Origin of the sequence: Methylohalobius crimeensis 10Ki (genome assembly GCF_000421465.1) — a bacterium.
In the GTDB taxonomy this organism is placed as follows: Bacteria; Pseudomonadota; Gammaproteobacteria; order Methylococcales; family Methylothermaceae; genus Methylohalobius; species Methylohalobius crimeensis.
This window is the reverse complement of the sequence record NZ_ATXB01000001.1, coordinates 1,442,933-1,462,725: the sequence shown is the minus strand read 5'-3', so window position 1 is coordinate 1,462,725 and position 19,793 is coordinate 1,442,933. Positions and strand designations below refer to the sequence as shown.

Sequence of the window (19,793 nt, the reverse complement as noted above, 5' to 3'; positions counted from 1 at the left end):
GTAGTGCAATACTTTTTGCTACCTGTCAATTGAGGCTGATACGCGGAAAACATCAGGACGAATTTTCCCATCGGCAACCGGCAACCGGTTCCGACTCCGCCACCACCCCCCCCGTCAGCGAAAGCGGCTGTACCAAAAAGAATCGCACATAAGAACAAAACGGGCTTGATAGTCGTTCGCATAATTCTCCTCCACTCATTGTGGTTATTTTAAGACGTATTCATTGTGCCAAAACGGCCAATCTGACACAAACCTCATCGAGATCAAGGGAAACGTTGAGACGAGATAATAGAGAAGGGAATGGTGGCTACGGGTGGACTCGAACCACCGACACCAGCATTATGAGTGCTGTGCTCTAACCACCTGAGCTACGTAGCCTTGAGAAGCAACTATTATCCTAAACCTTAAAACCCCATGTCAAGGGCTACCTCTCTCAGCTTGTGCTATCCATCGCATTTTTCTATGCTCCTTCAAAACCAAGTCGGAGTGACATTTATGATTTACCGATTCATCGGCCGCGTACCCGTCTATGATCGCGCACTTAATTTATTCGCCTATGAGCTACGCCCCTGCAGCATTCCGAGCCAAGAGGAAGCAACGGCGGAAACGCGGCACATTTGGGAAACGCTGCGCTTGGAAAGCCTTACCGGCGGTCAAACCGGCTTGATCAACATGCCCGCCCCATGGGTGAAAGACTTGTCTTCCCTACCCTGGCCCCGGGAGAAACTGATCCTACATCTTTCCCAGGAAGCGCTATACCAGCTGTCAGCCGACGACGTGAATCGATTGACGGCGCAAGGTTATCTGATTGCCGTGGGTAGCGAGCGCTACGATTCCAAGTTGGCTCAAGACCTGCAATTCGCCAAATTCTGGGCGCTTGACGTCGACACTCGCCTCACCGAGGTCAAGCCTGAGTTGGCATCGCTCCACGCTCGGGGAGTCCAACTGCTCGCCCGTCAGATAAATACCAAAGCGCAATACGAGACCGCACTCGAAGCCGGATTCGATTACTTTCAAGGACGCTATTTCGAGCAGCCTCGACTGATTCACGGCACCCAGTTGCCGGCCAACCGAATCGCGATTTTACATCTGATCGCACGCCTTCAGGATCCCGATGTGAGCATCGAGGAAATCGAGGATCTGGTCAGTCAAGACATCACTTTAAGCTATAAATTATTGCGCTTGATCAACGCCTCGTTCTACGGACTCCCCAAAAGGGTCGATTCCCTCCGCCGAGCAGTCGTGTTTCTCGGCCTGACCCGCATCAAACATTGGGCTACCGTCATATTGGTCAACGCGATCGATTATCACCCTCAGGAACTGTTAATCACAGCTTTGGTCCGCGCCCGAATTTGCGAGGAAATCGCCCGCCAACAAGGACAAGCAAACCCCGAAGAGTATTACATCATGGGCTTATTCTCCTTGCTCGATGCGATCATGGACGCGCCCATGCAGGAAATTCTGCGCCACCTTAATTTGGCGGATGCCATCAATCAAGCCCTGCTTTATGGCAGCCCCCCTTTTGGTCCTATTCTCCAAACCGCTTTGAGCCTGGAACACGGCTTGTGCCATAAACTCCCCCTGACGAACCTCGACCTGGAAGCCACTTTGCACGCCTATCTGGAGGCAATCGACTGGGTCGAAGAGATACGTCCGCAAATTCTAAAACAACCTAAACGCTAATGGGGTTCATCCACATGACGCAACTACAACTACTGACCGCAACCCGCCTCCTGGAACGCACCATGCCGACCACCACTCGCCGCTTGCTGGCGTATGGCGCATTCACCTTGGCCTATTTGATTTCCATCCCCATCGGTGCCGGAACCTTCTTCGGCCTGGCGTCCTTTGGAGAAAACCCGGTATTTTGGGCGCAAACCGGGGCGATGCTGGGCCTGGCCTTCTGCTTCTACCTTATCCGCCTGGCCCGCCCGCGTATTTTCCATCATGTCGATTTAGTGCATTGGGCGGCGATGACCAAGCGCCTAGCCGGGGAGAATCTTCCCGCTGGGAAAGAGCAATTGACTCACCTGAGCGAATTCCTGCAATCGTCCTTTCCGTCGGCGAAAGCCAGTTATGGCGGCTACCTGAACGTCCGTCGCATCATCTGCGAGATATTCGCCAGCTTCCCCCCCGGAAATCGCCTGAACCGTCTCCCTCAACCACTGGCTTCCGGCTTGCAGCAAACACTAGCGGCGGTTTTTTTAGGCTGGGGTGCCGGAGCCGTCCTGGCTTTTGCGATTCAAGCCAATCGGCTTTCCGCTTGCCGACGCGGAGCCGTGGTTTATGGGGAGCATTACAAGGAGGTGTTCGCTCAGAGCTTGTTGGCCAGCGCCTTTCTCTATGGGTTTTCCCTAATCGCCTTCTGGATTTTGTTGGAACCGGTGGGATGGATCGACGCCGCCCTCCCCTCCGACCTGGGTGTATGGCAATATGTCTTCGCGCTGATTTTGACCTATTGGATCAAGGCCTCATTCCTCGACCCCATCGCAACCGCGGCTATGACCATTTCCCTGTTGCAACTGGATCAGCAAACCCCCTCGACCAGCGAGGAAAAACTTCAGGAATGGGTGCAAAGAGCGCCGAGCTTGGCGCAAATACCGGCCGAAGGAGGCTAAACCAAAGAGTATCAGCGTGGTCAAATGATATACTTACCTATTCACTGATCCCCCGGGACCGGGGTCGAGGTATATTGCCCACCTACACCTATGAAGCAGATCCATGTTAAAAACACCGTCTGTGCCCGCCTTCCCAATCGGCACGGTGAGTTTCTCCTGTACTATTACGAGAACGACTTCGACGGTAAAGAACACTTGGCCTTGGTGAAAGGAAAGGTCCAAGGCCGTTCCCACGTGCCGGTCAGGCTCCACTCCGAATGCCTAACCGGTGACGTTTTCGGCTCCAAACGCTGCGATTGCGGGGAACAGTTGGAGGAAGCCTTACACCTGATCGGCCAATCCGAATACGGCGTGCTGCTCTATCTGCGCCAGGAAGGGCGCGGTATCGGTCTTTTCAAAAAGCTGCTCGCCTACAATCTTCAGGATCAAGGATTGGATACCGTGGACGCCAATCTGCAACTGGGCCACGAAGCCGATGAACGCGATTACCGGATCGCCGCTTTGATTCTCAAAGATTTGGGGGTCCGCTCGGTGCGATTGATCACCAACAACCCGCACAAGATCGAGGAATTGGAGCAATACGGAATTTGCGTGACCGAGAGAATTCCCATTGAGGTGGACCACAATTTGGAAAATCGGGAATATCTGCGCACCAAGGCAGAAAGAATGGCGCATCTTTTGAGCCTGAAAAAAGGGGGCGAGTCCGTCTGATCCGTCGCTTCAGCCCAGCGCCAACATGCGATCCAAGGCTTGCTTGGCGTACCTTGCGGTCTCCTCCGGCACCTGAATCCGATTGACCACATTGCCTTCCACCAGGTTCTCCAAAACCCAGGCCAAATGCTGAGGATCGGTCCGAAACATCGTGGAGCACATGCACACCATGGGTGACATGAAATGCACGTCCACGCCCTTCGGCTTCATTTCTTCACGCAGCCGATTGACCAGATTGAGTTCGGTCCCCACCAGCCACCGACTGCCCGGTTCCGCATCGCGTACAATTTTGAGGATCGCTTCGGTCGAACCGATGTAATGGCTTTTTTGGCAAACCTCGAAGGAACATTCGGGATGGGAAATCACCCGGGCATCCGGGTATTTTTCCAAAAATTGGTCGATATGCTCGGGGCGGAAAATCTGATGCACCGAACAAAACCCCTGCCACAGGATAATCTTGGCGCTTCGAATTTGCTCCTCGGTCAGCCCTCCCAAAGGCTTGCCCGGCTCCCAGACCACCATTTCATCCAAACCGATACCCATGCGATATCCGGTATTGCGGCCTAGATGCTGATCCGGAAAAAACAACACCTTTTCCCGCCGGGTGAACGACCACTCCAAAATCGAGGCGGCATTGCTGGAAGTGCACACGATCCCGCCGTGACGCCCGCAAAACCCTTTCAAGTCCGCGGCCGAATTGATGTAGGTGACCGGGGTAACCCGATCCTCCACCGCCAAGACCTCCCCCAATTCGCGCCAGCATTGCTCCACCTTGGCCAGGTCGGCCATATCGGCCATGGAGCAACCGGCCGCCAGATCGGGAAGAATAGCCACTTGTTCCGGACGCGACAAAATATCGGCCACCTCGGCCATAAAATGGACACCGCAAAAAACGATGTATTCGGCCTTGGATTGGGCCGCCTGGCGCGACAATTTGAGCGAATCGCCGGTGAAATCCGCATGCCGAAACACTTCGTTGCGCTGATAATGGTGACCTAAAATCACCACTTTATCGCCCAACTTCGCCTTGGCGGCGGCGATGCGCGCCTCGCAATCGGCATCCTCCAACAAGGCATAATCTTGAATGGCCAGTGCTGCGGTCATCATCTCTCTCTTTAGAAAGGTTCTTTCATGTTCCGTTGCTGGGCCAGTTTGCGTAATTGGATGAACAGTTCCCGCAATTGTTCCTCATTGACCCGCGCCGGCGCGTCCACCATCGGGCAAGCGGCGGCCTGGGTCTTGGGGAAGGCCATGACGTCGCGGATGGTCTTGGAACCGGTCATCAGCATCACCAGCCGATCGAGACCGAAGGCGATCCCGCCATGGGGCGGGCAACCGTACTTGAGGGCGTTGAGCAAAAAGCCGAATTTTTCTTCGGCTTCCTGCCGGCCGATGCCGAGCAGTTCGAACACGGCCTCTTGCATCTGCTGGGTATGGATACGAATGGAGCCGCCACCGATTTCAACTCCGTTCAGAGCTATGTCGTAAGCCTGCGAGACCGCCCTGCCGGGCTCGGCGTTGAGGTCCTCGATGGAACAGGCGGGCGCGGTGAAGGGATGATGCAAGGACTCCCAGCGTTTTGCCTCGACGTCCCATTCGAACATGGGAAACGCCACCACCCAAAGGGGTCGCCAACCTGCCTCCACCAAACCGCGGTCCTGGCCCAGTTTGATACGTAGCGCGCCCAAGGCTTCGTTCACCACCTTGGCCTTGTCGGCGCCGAAAAACAAGATGTCGCCGGTCTGCGCTTCGGTTCGTTCCAAGATGCTTTCGATCACCGCGTTGGGCAGGAATTTCAAAATCGGCGATTGCAGCCCTTCGATCCCCTGACTCCGATCGTTCACCTTGACATAGGCAAGGCCCTTGGCGCCGTAGTTGCCCACGAATCGCGTCAGGTCGTCGATTTCCTTGCGCGTCAGGTCGGCTCCGCCCGGCAGGCGCAATGCCGCCACCCGCCCCTCGGGATCGGCGGCCGGACCGGCGAATACCTTGAATTCCACCGTCTGCATCAGGTCGGCCAGATCCACCAACTCCAAGGGGATCCTGAGATCCGGTTTGTCGCTGCCGAAGCGCCGCATGGCTTCCGCATAGGTCAAGCGCGGAAAAGGATTGGGGAGATCCACGCCCAAGTTTTCCTTGAACAGGGTGCGGATCATCTCCTCCATCAGCGCCATGATTTCGTTCTCATCCAGGAAGGAAGTCTCGATATCCAGCTGGGTGAATTCCGGCTGACGGTCGGCGCGCAGGTCCTCGTCGCGAAAACAACGCACGATTTGATAGTAGCGATCGAAGCCCGCGATCATCAACAGTTGCTTATAAAGCTGCGGCGATTGGGGCAAAGCGTAAAAAGCGTGCGGATGGGTGCGACTCGGCACCAGATAGTCGCGCGCGCCTTCCGGGGTGGCCCGGGTCAGAAACGGGGTCTCGATCTCGAAGAATTCATGCGCATCGAGGAAATTGCGCAAGGTTCGGATCACGTCGCGCCGGGCGCGAAGCTTGGCCTGCATTTCCGGCCGGCGCAGATCCAGATAGCGATAGCGCAGGCGGACTTCTTCGCTCACCGGAATCTCGCTGTCGAGCGGGAACGGGGGCGTCTCGGCGCGATTGAGGATCACCAAGTCGGCCGTCAACACCTCGATTTGCCCGGTCGGCAAGGCCAAATTCTCGGTGCCTTCCGGTCGCGGCCGCACCGTGCCGCGTACTTGAATCACATACTCACTACGGATTTCTTCGGCGCGAGCGAACGCTTCCGGCATCGAAGGGTCCACCACCACCTGGACCAACCCTTCCCGGTCTCTGAGATCGATGAAAATCACCCCGCCGTGATCGCGGCGACGGTGTACCCAGCCGCATAATTCCACTTCCTGACCGATATGGGTCGCGTTCAGTTCTCCGCACCGATGGGTTCGCATAATCAACTAACTCTGTCTTGCCAAAGGGAAGAAATGTTAAAAGTTAAGCGGAGACGGGAGCAAGCCCGTCTCCGCGCAAAGCGCTAGGCCGCTTCCGAAGAGGATTTACCCTTCGAAGATTGAGTCGGTTCCGCTTTGTCCTTTTTGCTGGATTTATTATCCGATTTATCGGATTTGTCGCCCGAATCGCCGGCCAAATTGCGCTTCTTCTCCGGACCTTTCTTGAAATCGGTTTCATACCAGCCGCCTCCCTTGAGCCGGAAAGCGGCGGCCGATACTTGCTTCTGGAGACTGTGCTGATGACACTCCGGACACGCATCCGGAGGCGGATCGCTCACTTTCTGTAAAATTTCCAGGGCATGGCCGCAGGACTGACAACGATATTCATAAATCGGCATGGCATTACCTCATGTTATGACAAGGTCATATCACCACGGTTAATTGGGGGCGGGCAAAGGATTTTTCAATTTTGCCCACACTAAATAAACGTTTTAGTATACCGGATTCCATTGACTATTAGGCAACTTTCATGCAACAGACCGTTCACCTCACCCGCCCCGACGATTGGCATCTCCATCTGCGCGACGGCGCCTTGCTAAGACAGGTGGCGGCGGTCAGCGCCCGCCAGTTCAGCCGGGCGTTGGCCATGCCCAACCTGAAACCGCCTCTTATCCGGGTCGAACAGGCCTTGGCATACCGGCAACGCATTTTGGACAGCCTGCCTCGGGGAAACGGCTTTTCCCCTTATCTGAGCGTCTACCTCACCGACAAGACCCCCCTCCAAGAGGTGTCGGTCGCCGCAGAGTGTCCCTATGTCTTGGGTTTCAAACTCTATCCGGCAGGGGCGACGACGCATTCGGGAGCTGGCGTGACGGGTTTGGACAAAATTTATCCTATCCTGGAAGCGATGGAAGAACACGACTTGGTGCTCCAAGTGCATGGCGAAGTAACGGATCCAGAAATCGATATTTTCGATCGCGAAAAGGTGTTCATCGAGCGGGAACTCATCCCCGTTGTAGCGCGTTTTCCGAGACTTCGCATCGTGCTGGAGCATATCACCACCCAGGAAGGCGTGGACTTCGTCCGCGGTGCTCCCGAGACCGTCGCCGGAACGCTCACGCCGCAACATCTGCTCTACAATCGCAACATGCTGCTGACCGGCGGTATCCGACCCCATTACTACTGCCTGCCGGTACTGAAACGGGAAACGCATCGCCAAGCCTTGCTGAGCGCCGCTATCTCCGGCAATCCCAAATTCTTTCTCGGTACCGACAGCGCCCCCCACCTGCGCCAGCACAAGGAAACCGACTGCGGATGCGCCGGTTGCTTCAGCGCCCCCGCCGCGCTCGAATTGTATGCCGAGGCGTTTGACCAAGCCGGTGCTTTAGACAAGCTGGAAGCCTTCGCCAGTTTTCACGGCGCCGACTTCTATCGCTTGCCGCGCAATTCCGGAAAAATCGTCTTGCGGCGCAGCGAGTGGACGATGCCGACAAGCTACGGCGGCGAGGCGGGTGAGATCGTACCGCTCAGGGCCGGGGAAACCTTGCGCTGGCGTCTATCCTCATATCCGGAGAAGCCTTAAAACCTTTTCTCTCGAGGGAAGAATGGAGTAATTATATCGGTCGCACCGGCGCGCCGGGCGGAGAACCTTCCTCTCTCTCCATCTCTTCCTCTTCTGGGAAAAATTCCTCCTCGAAATCCTCGAACTCATCATCCAAGGGAGGCTCGCCATCGTAGACCAAATATTCCCGGCGTTGGAAATAGGCGTTTCGAATAAAGGAATAGCGATCCAAAGCCGCCTCATCCATGATCTCGGTGGCACTCAGATTATCGGCCCGAAAATCGGTTGTTTTCAAACCGTAGAGCCCCACTCTGACCGGCATAATGGTATAGGCGATGGGGTTCATGAAACCGTCCGCCACGCTACCCACCGCATCCCGCGGCGTCATCGGCCCCAGGAAAGGCAGCACCAGATAAGGCCCATTGGGCAAGCCCCACACCGCCAGGGTCTGGCCGAAATCCTCCTCGTGCTTTTCCAGGCCGATTCGCGAGGCCACATCGATCAAGCCGGCCACCCCCACCGTCGTATTGACCGCGAAGCGAGAGGCATCCAAGCCGCTTTGCTTGACTTTGAACTGAAGCATGTCGTTGACGGTCACAGCGATATCGTCCAAATTCTCGAAGAAGTTGGTGACCCCTTGATCGACAAACCCCGGAGTAACCCATTGATATCCTTCGGAAATAGGCTTCATCACATAGTCGTCGAGGGAATCGTTGAACTGCTGCACTCCCCGATTCCAGGGTTCGATCGGATCACGAGGATCCCCTTGAGTGGCACAACCTGTGATACCGACTAAAATCAGAGCCAGCGCGCCAACACTTATTGCTTTTATGATTTTGTTTTTCATATCTTCGTTACCGCTTGAGTCTACCGAGAATGGCCTAAAAATAGCATATTCGGCGTACGGCTTCTAATTTCGAATTCAAAGTTTTTCAACTATACTGAGTTTTTTGTACAAACCCGATTATCGATGACTCAAGTCAACCCGTCCAAACCACCGATGTCGTCGCGTTTTCGTGGTTATCTCCCGGTCATTGTCGATGTGGAGACCGCCGGCTTCGATCCACGTAAACACGCCCTCCTGGAAATCGCCGCGGTGATTCCGAAGATGAGGGACAATGGCCTTATTGGAATCTCCGAAACCTATTCCGCCCACATTAAGCCGTTTCCGGGAGCGGCGTTGGATCCCGCCGCCCTCGAATTCAACGGCATCGATCCGCACCATCCGCTTCGAATCGCAGTGGAAGAAAAAGAAGGGTTACTCAAGGTGTTCAAGCCAGTTCGCGCGGCGATCAAAAACAACGGATGCACCCGCGCCATCCTGGTGGGACACAACCCCTCCTTCGATCTCGGCTTCGTGAATGCAGCGGCTGCGCGGGCGGGTCTTAAGCGCAATCCTTTCCACCCCTTCAGCACCTTCGATACCGCCACCTTGGGCGGTCTGGCCTATGGCCAGACAGTGCTCGCCAAAGCGGTTCAAGCCGCCGGAATCGAATGGGACAATCAGGAAGCCCACTCGGCTCGGTACGATGCCGAGAAAACCGCCGAATTGTTTTGTACCATCGTCAACCGCTGGGAGACCCTTAAGCGGGCCTCCTCGCCGATGATCGCTTGATCACTCCGAAGCGGACGCGGTGGCGGCCACTTCATTCAGCTTCTTCTGTAATTCGCCGCTCTGATATTGCTCCATGATGATGTCGCAACCGCCGAGCAGCTCGCCCTCGATGTAAAGCTGGGGATAAGTGGGCCAATGGGAATAGGTTTTCAAACCTTCGCGCAACTCCGGGTCTTCCAAGATGTTGATATAGGAATAGGGTACGCCGCAGGCATTCATGATTTCCACTACCCGACCGGAGAATCCGCATTGAGGAAAATCCGGCGTTCCTTTCATGTAAAGAAGAACAGAATGACTTTTGAGCTGCTGTTCGATGCGTTCCGTAACATTCATATCGCTTATCCTCTGGATAGGTTAAAACCCAAGTGATTTTATCAGTTTTTCAACAATCCGAACAATCTGAGGCCAATCGCGCCAGCATCCGCTCTCCCTGCAAAGACGCCGTTGTTATGCTCAAACGCCGGCCCTCGCCTTCCACTACCAAGCGAATGTCCAAATCCGGGGAAGGGAGAAATCCTAGCCCTTTTTCGGGCCATTCGATAAAACAAACGGTTTGCTTTTGGAGATAATCCCGCACTCCCATCCATTCCAGCTCTTCGGGATCGGCAAGCCGATAAAGATCGAAATGGGCCAGCGGAAAACGATCCAGGTGATAGGTTTCTACCAGGGTATAAGTGGGACTCTTGACGTATCCTGCAAAACCGGCCGCTTGCAAAAATGCACGCACGAGCGTCGTTTTACCGGCCCCTAAGGGACCGTGCAGGTAGATCACCGTTCCCGGCTTCACGACGCCTTGAAGCCGGGCGGCAAACCGGCAAGTGGCTTCTGGTTCGGGCAAATCCCAATACTTTTCCACCACCGTTTGACTCATTGATTGACCAGGCGGCGCAACCACGGCATCAGATCGGTTGCCAACAGACCGCGTTCCCCCTCCGCCGCCGCGGCATCCGCCGCCGCGGCATGGAGACACACGCCCATCCGCGCCGCTTCGAACAGCGGCATCCCTTGAGCGATCAATCCGGCCAGGACGCCGGTCAATACATCTCCCATGCCACCGGACGCCATGCCCGGATTCCCCAAGGCACAAATCCCCGGCGTTGATTCGGTTTCTCCCACCAAGGTTCCGGCCCCCTTGAGCATGCAGACGCCTCCATATCGTTCCAGCATGGCCGCCAAGGCCGCGAAGCGGTCTTCCTCCACTAGCCGAGGACTGCTTTCCAGCAATCGAGCCGCCTCGCCGGGGTGGGGAGTGAGCATCCATTTGCCGCGCTTGACAGGGCTTTGGGCGAGCAGATTGAGGGCGTCGGCGTCCGCCACCACCGGCAAGTCGCTGTCCCATATTTTTTGCAGCAAATCCCGAGCCCAATCGGCCTGGCCCAAGCCCGGACCGACGGCCACCGCAGTGGCCCGCTCCAATAAAGGCGCCAGATCGGCGGAGGTTTCCACCCCGTGGGACATGATCTCCGGCCGCAACGCGTTCAACTGAGTCGCATGGGCCGAACGGGTGGCAACGCTCACCAAGCCGGCGCCGACCCGGGCCGCCGCCTCGGCCGCCATCCGCGCCGCGCCGGTAAAACCGACCTCGCCGCCCACGACCAAAACATGGCCGAAATACCCCTTATGGGCGGTGCGCCGGCGAGGCGGAAGCAAATTCCGATAGCGCGACCATAGACGGGCCGAAGGTTCCTGGCAGGTCAAGACGGTTTCCGGAACCGCCAAATCGCCATACCAAACTTTCCCGCCGCACGCCGGCCCCTCGCCGGTGAACAAACCCTGCTTGAGACCGATAAAGGTGACCGTGGCGTCCGCTTCCACGGCACAGCCTAAAATATTCCCGCTATCGGCGTGAAGGCCGGAAGGTATATCCACCGCCAGCACACCGCCGGAAAACGCGTTGATCGCCCCGACCGCTTGGGCGTATGAACCGGCCACCGCGCGATCGAGACCGGTTCCCAACAAGGCGTCCACCACCACGTCGAAATTTTCCAACGGCCCCGGAGCGCCCTCCGTTATATTGCCGCCGGCGGCCTGATAGGCCTGAAAGACCGTCAACGCATCGCCTGGGAGACGTTTCGGGGAACACAAGGCGAACACCTCGACCTCCAAGCGGGCATCGAGCGCTTGACGCGCCACCACATAGCCATCGCCGCCGTTGTTGCCACCGCCGCACAACACCGCAATTCGCCGCGCATCGGGCCAATGCCGACGCAGTACTTGAAAAGCGGCCGCCCCGGCCCGCTCCATCAGCACCTGGCCGGGAACACCCAACCGGTCGATGGCGTAACGATCCATGGCGCGAACCTGTTCGGCCCGGTACAATCGTTTCGGCAACTGCGCGGTTACGATTTTCGGTTTCAAGGCATGCCTCCTAACTCTGATCCGGTCCATTTTCTCTCAAATTCGAACGGACACCAAATGCAGCGCCTGGCCTCAGAGATCAAAAAGTGGGGACGAGAGCTGGGTTTTCAAGCAACCGGAATCTGCGACATCGACCTCGGTACCGCCGAAGAGAACTTCAAGCGCTGGCTGGCGCGGGGCTTTCACGGAGAAATGGACTACCTGGCCCGCCACGGCGTCAAGCGCAGCCGGCCGCAGCAGTTGGTACCCGATACCGTGCGGATCATCGCGGCCCGCATGGAATACCTGCCCGAGTCCCAAACGGCCATGGAGCAGGCCCTGGCAGAGCCTCGGCGCGCCTATATTTCCCGTTACGCCTTGGGACGCGATTATCACAAACTGATCCGCAAACGTCTGCAAAAACTGGCGCGGCGGATCGAACAGGCCACAGGCCCTCACGGCTACCGGGTCTTTTGCGACAGCGCGCCGGTGCTGGAAAAACCCATCGCCCAAAAAGCGGGACTCGGCTGGCAGGGAAAGCACACCAACCTGATCGCCTTCAAGCAGGGCTCCTGGTTTTTTCTGGGGGAAATCTATACCGACCTGCCCCTGCCGGTCGATCCGCCGGTAACGCAAAGCCACTGCGGCAGTTGCCGGGCATGCATCGACGTTTGTCCCACGGGTGCCATCGTCGGCCCTTACCGCTTGGATGCGCGGCGTTGCATCTCCTATCTGACCATCGAGCTGAAGGGTCCCATTCCCGAGGAATTCCGTGCGGCCATCGGCAATCGCGTCTACGGCTGTGACGACTGCCAGCTGTTCTGCCCGTGGAACCGCCGCGCCCGGAACACCGTCGAGCCCGATTTTCTTCCCCGCCACGGACTCGACAGCGCCGGCTTGATCGAGTTGTTTGCCTGGGACGAAGAGGAATTTTCAGCCAAAACCCAAGGCTCGACCATCCGCCGCCTGGGTTACGAGCGCTGGCTGCGCAATCTCTCGGTAGCCCTCGGCAATGCGCCCTCCACGCCGAAGGTGATTGCCGCCCTTAAAGCTCGCCGCGATCACCCTTCCCCTTTGGTTCGAGAGCACGTGCATTGGGCTCTGAAACGCCATCTTGCCTGAAGGGCGAAATCATCCGCAAAGTCTCGTCGCCGGCGAGTCGATGCACCAGCGCCATGCCAACGTGACCGAACCAATACAGCCATACCAAGCTGCCGATGATCCCGTGGATCTGGTAAAGAAATTCGAATCGCTCCGGTATGCTTCCGGCGGGCGGCAGCACCACGAAAATCGCCAGGCCCACCGACCCTTGCGCGGTAACCACCAACAGACCCAAGCCTTCCACCAAACTGGGTAAGCCTGCCCGGGGTCCGCCCTCGGGAAGACGCATGCCCAGCAGCCCCTTGAGGTCTGTCCATACCGCCCTTCGACCCTCGCCATCCCAAGGCAAGAGGCGACGCCAGCCGCCGTCGTGACCGGCTAAAATCCAGCCCCAATGAAGCACAGCCAAGCTCAAGACCAACAAACCGAACAATTCGTGACCGATCAACGCCCATCGCCCCACGCCTTCCGCTTCGCCCGGCTCTTCCAGAGCCAAACTCAACAACAGCTGAATCGTCACCGAAAACGCCAAGCCTAAATGTAGCCAACGGGTCGTCGGTGTCCACCTAATCGTTTCCATTGCTTGCCTCCGTTATGTGATTGAAATTTCCGACCCATTCGCCTGGCAATTCTAAATTTATCAACTATATTCCTAACGACATTAAGAAACTGTGAATGGGTTCCGGAAAGCCCCGTTCCCGCTTTTCCGGCCATTTTTACCTGCTTCGCCCCCTGCAGGAGAATCATATATCAAACCATTATGACCTAATCCCGGAGGTTTGGCAGATGAACACACTGGTTGAGAAACTTTCCCTCACCAAACAGATGTATCTGATGGCCGGCATCAGTATGACCGGTATCGCCACCATGGCGGCGGTCAATCTGACTCTAACCGGTTGGGATCAAGGCAAACCGGTCATTTTGACCGGAATCGGTATTGCCGTGTTGCAGTTTGGTCTGGCGCATTATCTGGGGCGTCACGCCGCCGGACGCGCCACCCGCATCGTCGATGCGCTCAGGCGAATGGCCGACGGCGATCTGCGCAATCCTCCCAAATTGTCCGGCAAGGATGAATTCGCCTGGATGGCCTACGAATGTGGACGCGCCGGAAAAGCCATGACGCGCTTGATCCGGGAAATTCAAGGTCATGCCGGCCAGTTGGCGGCAGCCGCCGAGGAGCTTTCCACCATTACCGATCAAAGTCGTCAGCAGGTTCACACTCAACACGAAGAAACCGATCAGGTGGCCAACGCCATGACGCAGATGGTCCATACCATTCAGGAAGTGACCCGGGACATTACCCGGACCGCCACCGCCGCCACCGACGCCGATCGATTGGCCGCCGAGGGACGGGAGGAATATCAACGCACGCTTCAAAGCATTCAAACCCTGACCGATGAAGTGGAACACATCGCCGAGGTGATCGATCAGGTTAAAAACGGCAGCACCGCCATCGGTGGGGTGCTGGAAGTCATTCAGGGAATCGCCGAACAGACCAATCTACTGGCGCTCAACGCCGCCATCGAAGCGGCTCGGGCCGGCGATCAGGGACGGGGATTCGCGGTGGTGGCGGATGAGGTGAGAACGCTCGCCAGCCGAACCCAGTCCTCCACCAGCGAAATTCAAACCATGATCGATAACCTTCAAAAAGCTTCGGATCAAGCCGTTCAAGCCATTCAAACCGGACGCACGAACGCTTCGACCAGCATCGAGCGGGCACGCCAAGCAAACGACAAATTGAGTGCCATCCTGAGCTCCGTGGATCAAATATCCCAGCTGAACAATCAGGTCGCTACGGCCTCCCAGGAGCAAAGCGCCAGCGCCGAGGAAATCAACACCAGCTTGACCCGGGTCCGGGACAGTTTCCAAACCACCGCCGCGGGCACCGAACAAACCGCCGGCGCCAGCGGCGAGCTGGCACACCTGGCTACCCAATTGCAGGAGCTGATCTACTCCTTTAAAGTAGCGAACTGATCTCACCGACGCCCTGTTCCCGCGTCGAGTTTCCAGACGTTCGGGCCACGCCCCCGCCCGGTTAAAGCTGACTACTTTCAAGCTGGGCAAGAACCATGAAAAATATCGATTCCACGGTCATCAAGACCTTGCTCTTCGATCCCGAAGAGATCCAAGAGCGTCAAGCATTTCTACACATTACGCCCGCGGACGGCGCTCGGCTGCGCCACCACCGCCGGCGCCTGATGAATCTAAGCGGCGGCTTCATCAACGAATTTTACAATCACTTATTGAGTTTCCCCGCCCTGAGAAAACTGCTTCCCAGCAGCGAAAGAGTCCGACGTTTACAGAAAACCCAGTTTCGCTACTGGCTTCGGCTGCTGTCCGGTCGTTACGACGCCAACTACGTCGCCGATCGCCTCAGAATCGGCGTTACTCATGAACGGGTGGGGCTGGATCTAAAGTGGTACACCGGCGCTTATTCCTTGTTTCTCAGTCACTTGCTGACCTCCCTGTGCGATGAAAAGCACATCACCCCAGGGGAACGCAGAGCATTGATGCAATCCTTGATTCGGCTGGTGTTTTTCGATATGGGACTGGCCATCGATACTTACGTGCGCGCCGATCAACACCGGCTCGCCGCGCTTAAAACCTATGCCGAGCGTATTATTCAAACCGTCCCTTGCGCGGTGGCGGTCACCACCGCCGATCTCAGGATTCTCACTGCCAATCCGAAACTGGAGGAAATCTTTGCCACGCCTCGGGACACCCTATGCAACCAATCGTTGGAAAACTTCCTGCCGCTACCCGGCCTTTCTCGCTTAGTCCTCGATCTTCTGGAAGGAGATCAGCCCCACGCGCTCAACTTCGAGCAGCAAGCGGAGAATGGCGAGCAGTTGTTCTATCATATCGAAATCGCTCCGATTCAACTGGACGACATACTTCACGGTGACAGCGAACGGGGACTGGTTTTCACCATCGAGGATTTCACCGAACATGAATATCTGAAACTGCAAAGCGCGCGCAGCCGAGCCCGGTTGGACACCGTCATGAACAGTGTCCCCGACGGCATCCTCACTTTCCATGCCGACGGCAGCCTGGAAGCCTGGAACCCGGCCGTCGAGCGATTGTTCGGCTACAACGCCCGGGAGATGGAAAAACTCAACCTAAGCAAACTGTTGACCAAGGAGCGCTATCGCCCTTGGTTCGTCCATCAGCTCTTGTCCCATTTGTGGCGCCCCGGCGCGGAACCCTTATCCGCCTTCGGGTTGAGCAAGGACGGCCTTGCCGTGCCGCTGGAAATCACCGTCAGTCCGATTCTCAAAACCGATCCGCCCCTCTACTTGGCGGTCTTGCGCGATGTCAGCCGCCAAAAGCAGGCCGAAGATGAACTGATGCGCATGGCCCACTTCGATCTTCTCACCGAGCTCCCCAATCGCGCCCTCTTCCTGGACCGGCTCGTATGCGAATTGGCCGCAAGCCGCCGTCACCAAACGCTGCTGGCGGTCTTGTTCCTGGACTTGGACGATTTCAAGAAAGTCAACGATGGTCTGGGACATCTGGCGGGCGACCGACTCCTGCAGGAAGTCGCTCGGCGGCTCAAAAGCCAACTCCGTGAAACCGACACCCTGGCCCGCTTCGGGGGCGACGAATTCACCATCATTTTGACCGATCTCCACGCCCCGGACGACTATCTTTCAACCGTGGAAAAAATCCTGGAAATTTTCACCCTGCCATTCCACCTGGAAACGCAGGAGGTATTCGTCCGCGCCAGCATCGGCGTCGCCTTGTCTCCTCTTCACGGCGTCGATCCCCAAACCCTGCTCAAGCACGCCGACGCCGCCATGTATCAGGCCAAATATCGCGGCCACGGTCACTACTACTGCTACCACGCCAACCTGGGACGGGCCGCGGCCCGAAAAATCAGTTTGGAAAGCGAGCTGCACCGCGCCCTGGAGCGAAACGAATTGTCTCTTGCCTATCAGCCGCAAGTTTGCCCGAAGTCCGGCGCCATTTTCGGCGTCGAGGCATTGTTGCGTTGGCGCAACACCACCCTGGGACAAGTGGCCCCGGACCGCTTCATCCCTTACCTGGAGCATTCCGGATTGATTCATCCAGTCGGCGAGTGGTGCCTGGCCACCGCCCTGGCGCAAGCCGATCGCTGGCGTAAATCCTGTGGCTTTCCGCTCCAGATGGCGGTCAACATTTCCGCCTGCCAAATCGCCCAAGCCGATTTCCCCGAGCGCATTTCAAGACTTCTCGAAGAAACGGGTTTTCCCCCTCAAGGTTTGGAGCTGGAGATCACCGAAAACGTCCTCATGGAACGCGACGATTGCACCCTAGGCAACCTGGAAACCCTGCGCGCCATGGGAATGCGTCTGGCCATCGACGATTTCGGCATCGGCTATTCCTCCCTCGGTTATCTTAGGAGCTTTCCTTTCGATACTCTGAAAATGGACCGCAGTTTCATCCAGCACTTGGACACCGTTCGGGACATCGCCTTGGCGCGCCACATCGTGGGTATCGGCCACAGCCTGGAGCTGACCGTCATCGCCGAAGGGGTGGAAAACGCTTCCCAGTTGACCGTCATCCAGGATTTGGGCTGCGACCGGGTGCAAGGATATTACTTTTACCGACCTCTCAGCAGTGAAGAGTTGACGCGGCTGCTTCACACCCAAGAAAAGCAATGACTACTGCCCAACGAAGCGCCTCAACCCGCCTTGCGCTCCGCCTCGGTCCGGCTGACCAGCCGGTTCAGACCGTCCTCAAGATCGATCATCTGAGTGGCCAGTTCAATCACCTTGCGGCGCTCGGTGCGGGCAAGCCGGCGCAACACTTCATAGGCTTCCTGACGCGGCAAACGTTGACGCTCCATCAACACTCCCACCGCCACGTTGATCACCCGATTTCTGCTCAAGACTTCTTCCAGCTTGGATTGTTTTTCCTTCATCCCTCTGATTTCCCGTGCCCGGGCCAGGGCGATCTCCAATCCGGGAAGGAGTTGGTTGACTGCCAACGGTTTGACCAGATATCCGAGTCCTCCCGTCTGCATCGCCTTCTCCACCGCCGCTGTATCGTCGTAAGCGGAGAGAAACAAGGCCGGTATGTCCATTTGTCGAGCCAGCTGTTCAGCCACTTCCGGCCCTTCGATATCCGGCAAACGGATGTCCAACAACGCCAAGTCGGGAACAAAGGCTCGCGCCGTTTCCAAAGCCTGTCGTCCGCCTACCGCTTCCGCCACCTCATAGCCGTGGGCCCGCAATCCCTGAACCAAGGTCGCCAAAATCAAACGATCATCGTCGACGACGAGAATTTTCGCTTTTTGCATTGTCGAACAGTCCTTTAGTCTTTGCATTGAGGAACCAATCCGCCCATGTCCTGCAACCATACTTCGTCACGACCCCCTTTCGATTGGCCGTGTCTCCACTGCGAGGTGAGCGGAGCGGCGATCCTTTCGTCCCAAGGGACCATTCTAGCAGTCAATGAACACCTGGCGCGAATTCTGGGTTATACCGTAGGGGAATTGGAGGGCAAACCCTTCGAAATCCTTTGTCATCCCGATGAAACGCTTGCCGTGCGCGAACGGCTCGATCACCTGAATCGCGACCCCGATCGATCCGTCAATTGGGAAAGCTGTTTCCAAACCTGCGACGGCGGTGAACTAAATGTGTTGATTTCAGCCGGTTACAAAACGCTTGGCTCCCAAGCCTCCTATGTACTCGCCATAGTCCAGGATTTCACCGAAACCAAGCGAAAAAATCGACAAGCCCTGGAGCGGGAACGGCAACAGCGGGATCTTTTGATCCGGGAAATCCACCACCGAATCAAAAACAATCTCCAGGGCATTGCAGGTCTGCTTCATAATCAAGCGCTCCAGCATCCGGAAGCGGCGGAAATTCTGGAGGCTCCGATCCGGCAAATTAACTCCATCGCCTTAACTTACGGCCTACGCAGCCGTACCGATCGCGACCGGGTGTTTCTCTGCGACCTGACCCGGATCGCCGTTCGCGCAGGCAATAAATCCAGTCACACCCCCCTGGCGATGGACATTCCCTATTACCAAAGCATCGAAGTCGACGAAAACGAGGCGGTAATGATCGCTTTAGTGCTCAACGAGCTTATATGCAATGCAGTCAAGCACAGTGAGCCATGCGCATCCCAAGTCCAAGTGGCGCTAAAAAAAGAACCCGGTCAGGCTAAGGTGATTATCAGCAACCCTTACGAAGGTCCGCCGTTGGATTTGAATCTGGAAACCGGACAAGGATTGGGAACGGGGTTACAACTGATAAGATCCCTGCTTCCCCACGACGGGTCGGCCCGCCTAACAGTGCATCAGGAAAACCGGGAAATGATCGCCGAGCTCATCCTAAATCCCCCCTTGATCCAATTTGTCAACTAAAACCGAGCTCCTCCAAGGATAAGATCGAGAACCGTCCTAAACGCCCTAAAGATCGCTGGGAAGCCCCCGCGGCCGAGTAATATCCATCAAACGACCTTTGCCCGGCTCCAAATCGCGCCAACTCCCGTTTATCCTCAAACGAGCCAAAGCGGCGGTGGGCATCAATTTCACCTCTCTTGAAGGCTCAAACTCACCCAAAGTTTTCAACAACTCGGACAAACCGGGATCATGGCCCACCAGCAAAACCCGAGTGGCGCTTGCCGGACATTCACGCAAAACCGCCAGCAAATCCCTCACGTCAGCCTCGTAAATCCGCTCGTCCCAGCGTACTTGATCCAAATTCACGTTCAATGCACGACAGACCCGTTTGACCGTTTGCCGCACTCGTTTCGCCGGAGAGGCGACGATATAATCGGGGACCAAATGCTGACCGGCCATCCAACGTCCCATCCGGGGCGCATCCCGCTTACCCCGGTCGTTCAAAGGGCGCTCGAAATCGCTCGCCACCCCCTCGTTCCAGGCGGATTTGGCGTGGCGCAGCAGCCACAACTCCAATTCGTCGCTCTCGGATGAAGCCGTTTTCACG

General features: G+C 56.8%; 19 protein-coding genes and 1 tRNA gene. 9 read left to right on the top strand and 11 right to left on the bottom strand.

From position 1 onward, the window contains the following. Positions 1 to 301: 301 nt before the first annotated feature. Positions 302 to 378 (bottom strand) — tRNA-Met (locus H035_RS0107270). A gap of 117 nt (positions 379 to 495) precedes the next feature. On the opposite strand from H035_RS0107270, the gene H035_RS0107265 reads away from it, so the two are divergent. The 3 genes from H035_RS0107265 (at position 496) to ribA (ending at position 3,329) form a co-directional block, all read left to right on the top strand. Beyond that, the gene (locus H035_RS0107265) at positions 496 to 1,683 is read left to right on the top strand and encodes an EAL and HDOD domain-containing protein (protein WP_022948327.1); all 1,188 of its coding nucleotides are present in this window, start codon (positions 496 to 498) and stop codon (positions 1,681 to 1,683) included. Between the two features lie 14 nt (positions 1,684 to 1,697). Next, the gene (locus H035_RS0107260) at positions 1,698 to 2,618 is read left to right on the top strand and encodes a hypothetical protein (RefSeq protein WP_152485982.1); all 921 of its coding nucleotides are present in this window, start codon (positions 1,698 to 1,700) and stop codon (positions 2,616 to 2,618) included. Positions 2,619 to 2,708: 90 nt separating this feature from the next. Further along, positions 2,709 to 3,329: a GTP cyclohydrolase II gene (gene ribA / locus H035_RS18665; protein ID WP_022948325.1), complete on the top strand. Its 621-nt coding sequence runs from the start codon at positions 2,709 to 2,711 to the stop codon at positions 3,327 to 3,329. A 9-nt stretch (positions 3,330 to 3,338) separates the two neighbouring features. Here ribA and nadA read toward each other — a convergent pair whose 3' ends face one another. The 3 genes from nadA to H035_RS0107240 form a co-directional block, all read right to left on the bottom strand. Then, on the bottom strand, positions 3,339 to 4,436 hold the full coding sequence (nadA, locus tag H035_RS0107250) for a quinolinate synthase NadA (protein ID WP_022948324.1): 1,098 nt from the start codon (positions 4,434 to 4,436) through the stop codon (positions 3,339 to 3,341). Between the two features lie 8 nt (positions 4,437 to 4,444). After that, positions 4,445 to 6,241 (bottom strand): aspartate--tRNA ligase, encoded by a 1,797-nt coding sequence (gene aspS / locus H035_RS0107245; protein WP_022948323.1) that lies wholly within the window; start codon positions 6,239 to 6,241, stop codon positions 4,445 to 4,447. Positions 6,242 to 6,324: 83 nt separating this feature from the next. Next, positions 6,325 to 6,639 (bottom strand): FmdB family zinc ribbon protein, encoded by a 315-nt coding sequence (locus tag H035_RS0107240; protein ID WP_022948322.1) that lies wholly within the window; start codon positions 6,637 to 6,639, stop codon positions 6,325 to 6,327. Between the two features lie 131 nt (positions 6,640 to 6,770). On the opposite strand from H035_RS0107240, the gene pyrC reads away from it, so the two are divergent. Continuing rightward, positions 6,771 to 7,823 carry a dihydroorotase gene (gene pyrC / locus H035_RS0107235; protein WP_022948321.1) on the top strand — a complete coding sequence of 351 codons (1,053 nt, stop codon included), beginning with the start codon at positions 6,771 to 6,773 and terminating at the stop codon, positions 7,821 to 7,823. A 31-nt stretch (positions 7,824 to 7,854) separates the two neighbouring features. Here the strand turns inward: pyrC and H035_RS18660 are convergent, their stop codons facing one another. After that, positions 7,855 to 8,649, bottom strand: a complete 795-nt coding sequence (locus tag H035_RS18660) for an MlaA family lipoprotein (protein ID WP_022948320.1) — start codon at positions 8,647 to 8,649, stop codon at positions 7,855 to 7,857. 123 nt (positions 8,650 to 8,772) lie between these two features. Here H035_RS18660 and rnt point away from each other — a divergent pair, with 123 nt between their 5' ends. Beyond that, the gene (gene rnt, locus H035_RS0107225) at positions 8,773 to 9,417 is read left to right on the top strand and encodes a ribonuclease T (RefSeq protein WP_026596370.1); all 645 of its coding nucleotides are present in this window, start codon (positions 8,773 to 8,775) and stop codon (positions 9,415 to 9,417) included. On the opposite strand, the gene grxD is transcribed toward rnt, so the two are convergent. Genes grxD through H035_RS0107210 form a run of 3 tightly spaced genes read right to left on the bottom strand, consistent with a single transcriptional unit; the run spans position 9,418 to position 11,775 of the window. Continuing rightward, positions 9,418 to 9,750, bottom strand: coding sequence for a Grx4 family monothiol glutaredoxin (grxD, locus tag H035_RS0107220; protein ID WP_022948318.1), 333 nt, complete (start codon positions 9,748 to 9,750; stop codon positions 9,418 to 9,420). Between the two features lie 49 nt (positions 9,751 to 9,799). Then, the gene (tsaE, locus tag H035_RS0107215) at positions 9,800 to 10,288 is read right to left on the bottom strand and encodes a tRNA (adenosine(37)-N6)-threonylcarbamoyltransferase complex ATPase subunit type 1 TsaE (protein ID WP_022948317.1); all 489 of its coding nucleotides are present in this window, start codon (positions 10,286 to 10,288) and stop codon (positions 9,800 to 9,802) included. Continuing rightward, complete coding sequence (locus H035_RS0107210) at positions 10,285 to 11,775, bottom strand: bifunctional ADP-dependent NAD(P)H-hydrate dehydratase/NAD(P)H-hydrate epimerase (protein ID WP_022948316.1); 1,491 nt, start codon at positions 11,773 to 11,775, stop codon at positions 10,285 to 10,287. The genes tsaE and H035_RS0107210 overlap by 4 nt, the downstream gene beginning before the upstream one ends. 57 nt (positions 11,776 to 11,832) lie before the next feature. On the opposite strand from H035_RS0107210, the gene queG reads away from it, so the two are divergent. Next, entirely contained in the window at positions 11,833 to 12,876 is a 1,044-nt protein-coding gene (queG, locus tag H035_RS0107205; protein WP_022948315.1) for a tRNA epoxyqueuosine(34) reductase QueG, read from the top strand. Here queG and H035_RS0107200 read toward each other — a convergent pair. Next, complete coding sequence (locus H035_RS0107200; RefSeq protein ID WP_040574368.1) at positions 12,800 to 13,435, bottom strand: cytochrome b/b6 domain-containing protein; 636 nt, start codon at positions 13,433 to 13,435, stop codon at positions 12,800 to 12,802. The two genes, queG and H035_RS0107200, sit on opposite strands and share 77 nt — an antisense overlap. 206 nt (positions 13,436 to 13,641) lie before the next feature. Here H035_RS0107200 and H035_RS0107195 point away from each other — a divergent pair, with 206 nt between their 5' ends. Next, on the top strand, positions 13,642 to 14,829 hold the full coding sequence (locus H035_RS0107195; RefSeq protein ID WP_161624010.1) for a methyl-accepting chemotaxis protein: 1,188 nt from the start codon (positions 13,642 to 13,644) through the stop codon (positions 14,827 to 14,829). A gap of 95 nt (positions 14,830 to 14,924) precedes the next feature. Continuing rightward, entirely contained in the window at positions 14,925 to 17,498 is a 2,574-nt protein-coding gene (locus H035_RS20745) for an EAL domain-containing protein (RefSeq protein ID WP_022948312.1), read from the top strand. 20 nt (positions 17,499 to 17,518) lie between these two features. On the opposite strand, the gene H035_RS18650 is transcribed toward H035_RS20745, so the two are convergent. Continuing rightward, positions 17,519 to 18,136, bottom strand: coding sequence for an ANTAR domain-containing response regulator (locus tag H035_RS18650; RefSeq protein ID WP_022948311.1), 618 nt, complete (start codon positions 18,134 to 18,136; stop codon positions 17,519 to 17,521). 45 nt (positions 18,137 to 18,181) lie between these two features. Here H035_RS18650 and H035_RS0107180 point away from each other — a divergent pair, with 45 nt between their 5' ends. Further along, on the top strand, positions 18,182 to 19,207 hold the full coding sequence (locus H035_RS0107180; RefSeq protein ID WP_040574366.1) for a sensor histidine kinase: 1,026 nt from the start codon (positions 18,182 to 18,184) through the stop codon (positions 19,205 to 19,207). 45 nt (positions 19,208 to 19,252) lie between these two features. Here the strand turns inward: H035_RS0107180 and H035_RS0107175 are convergent, their stop codons facing one another. After that, entirely contained in the window at positions 19,253 to 19,792 is a 540-nt protein-coding gene (locus tag H035_RS0107175; protein ID WP_022948309.1) for a SixA phosphatase family protein, read from the bottom strand. Position 19,793 lies beyond the last annotated feature (1 nt).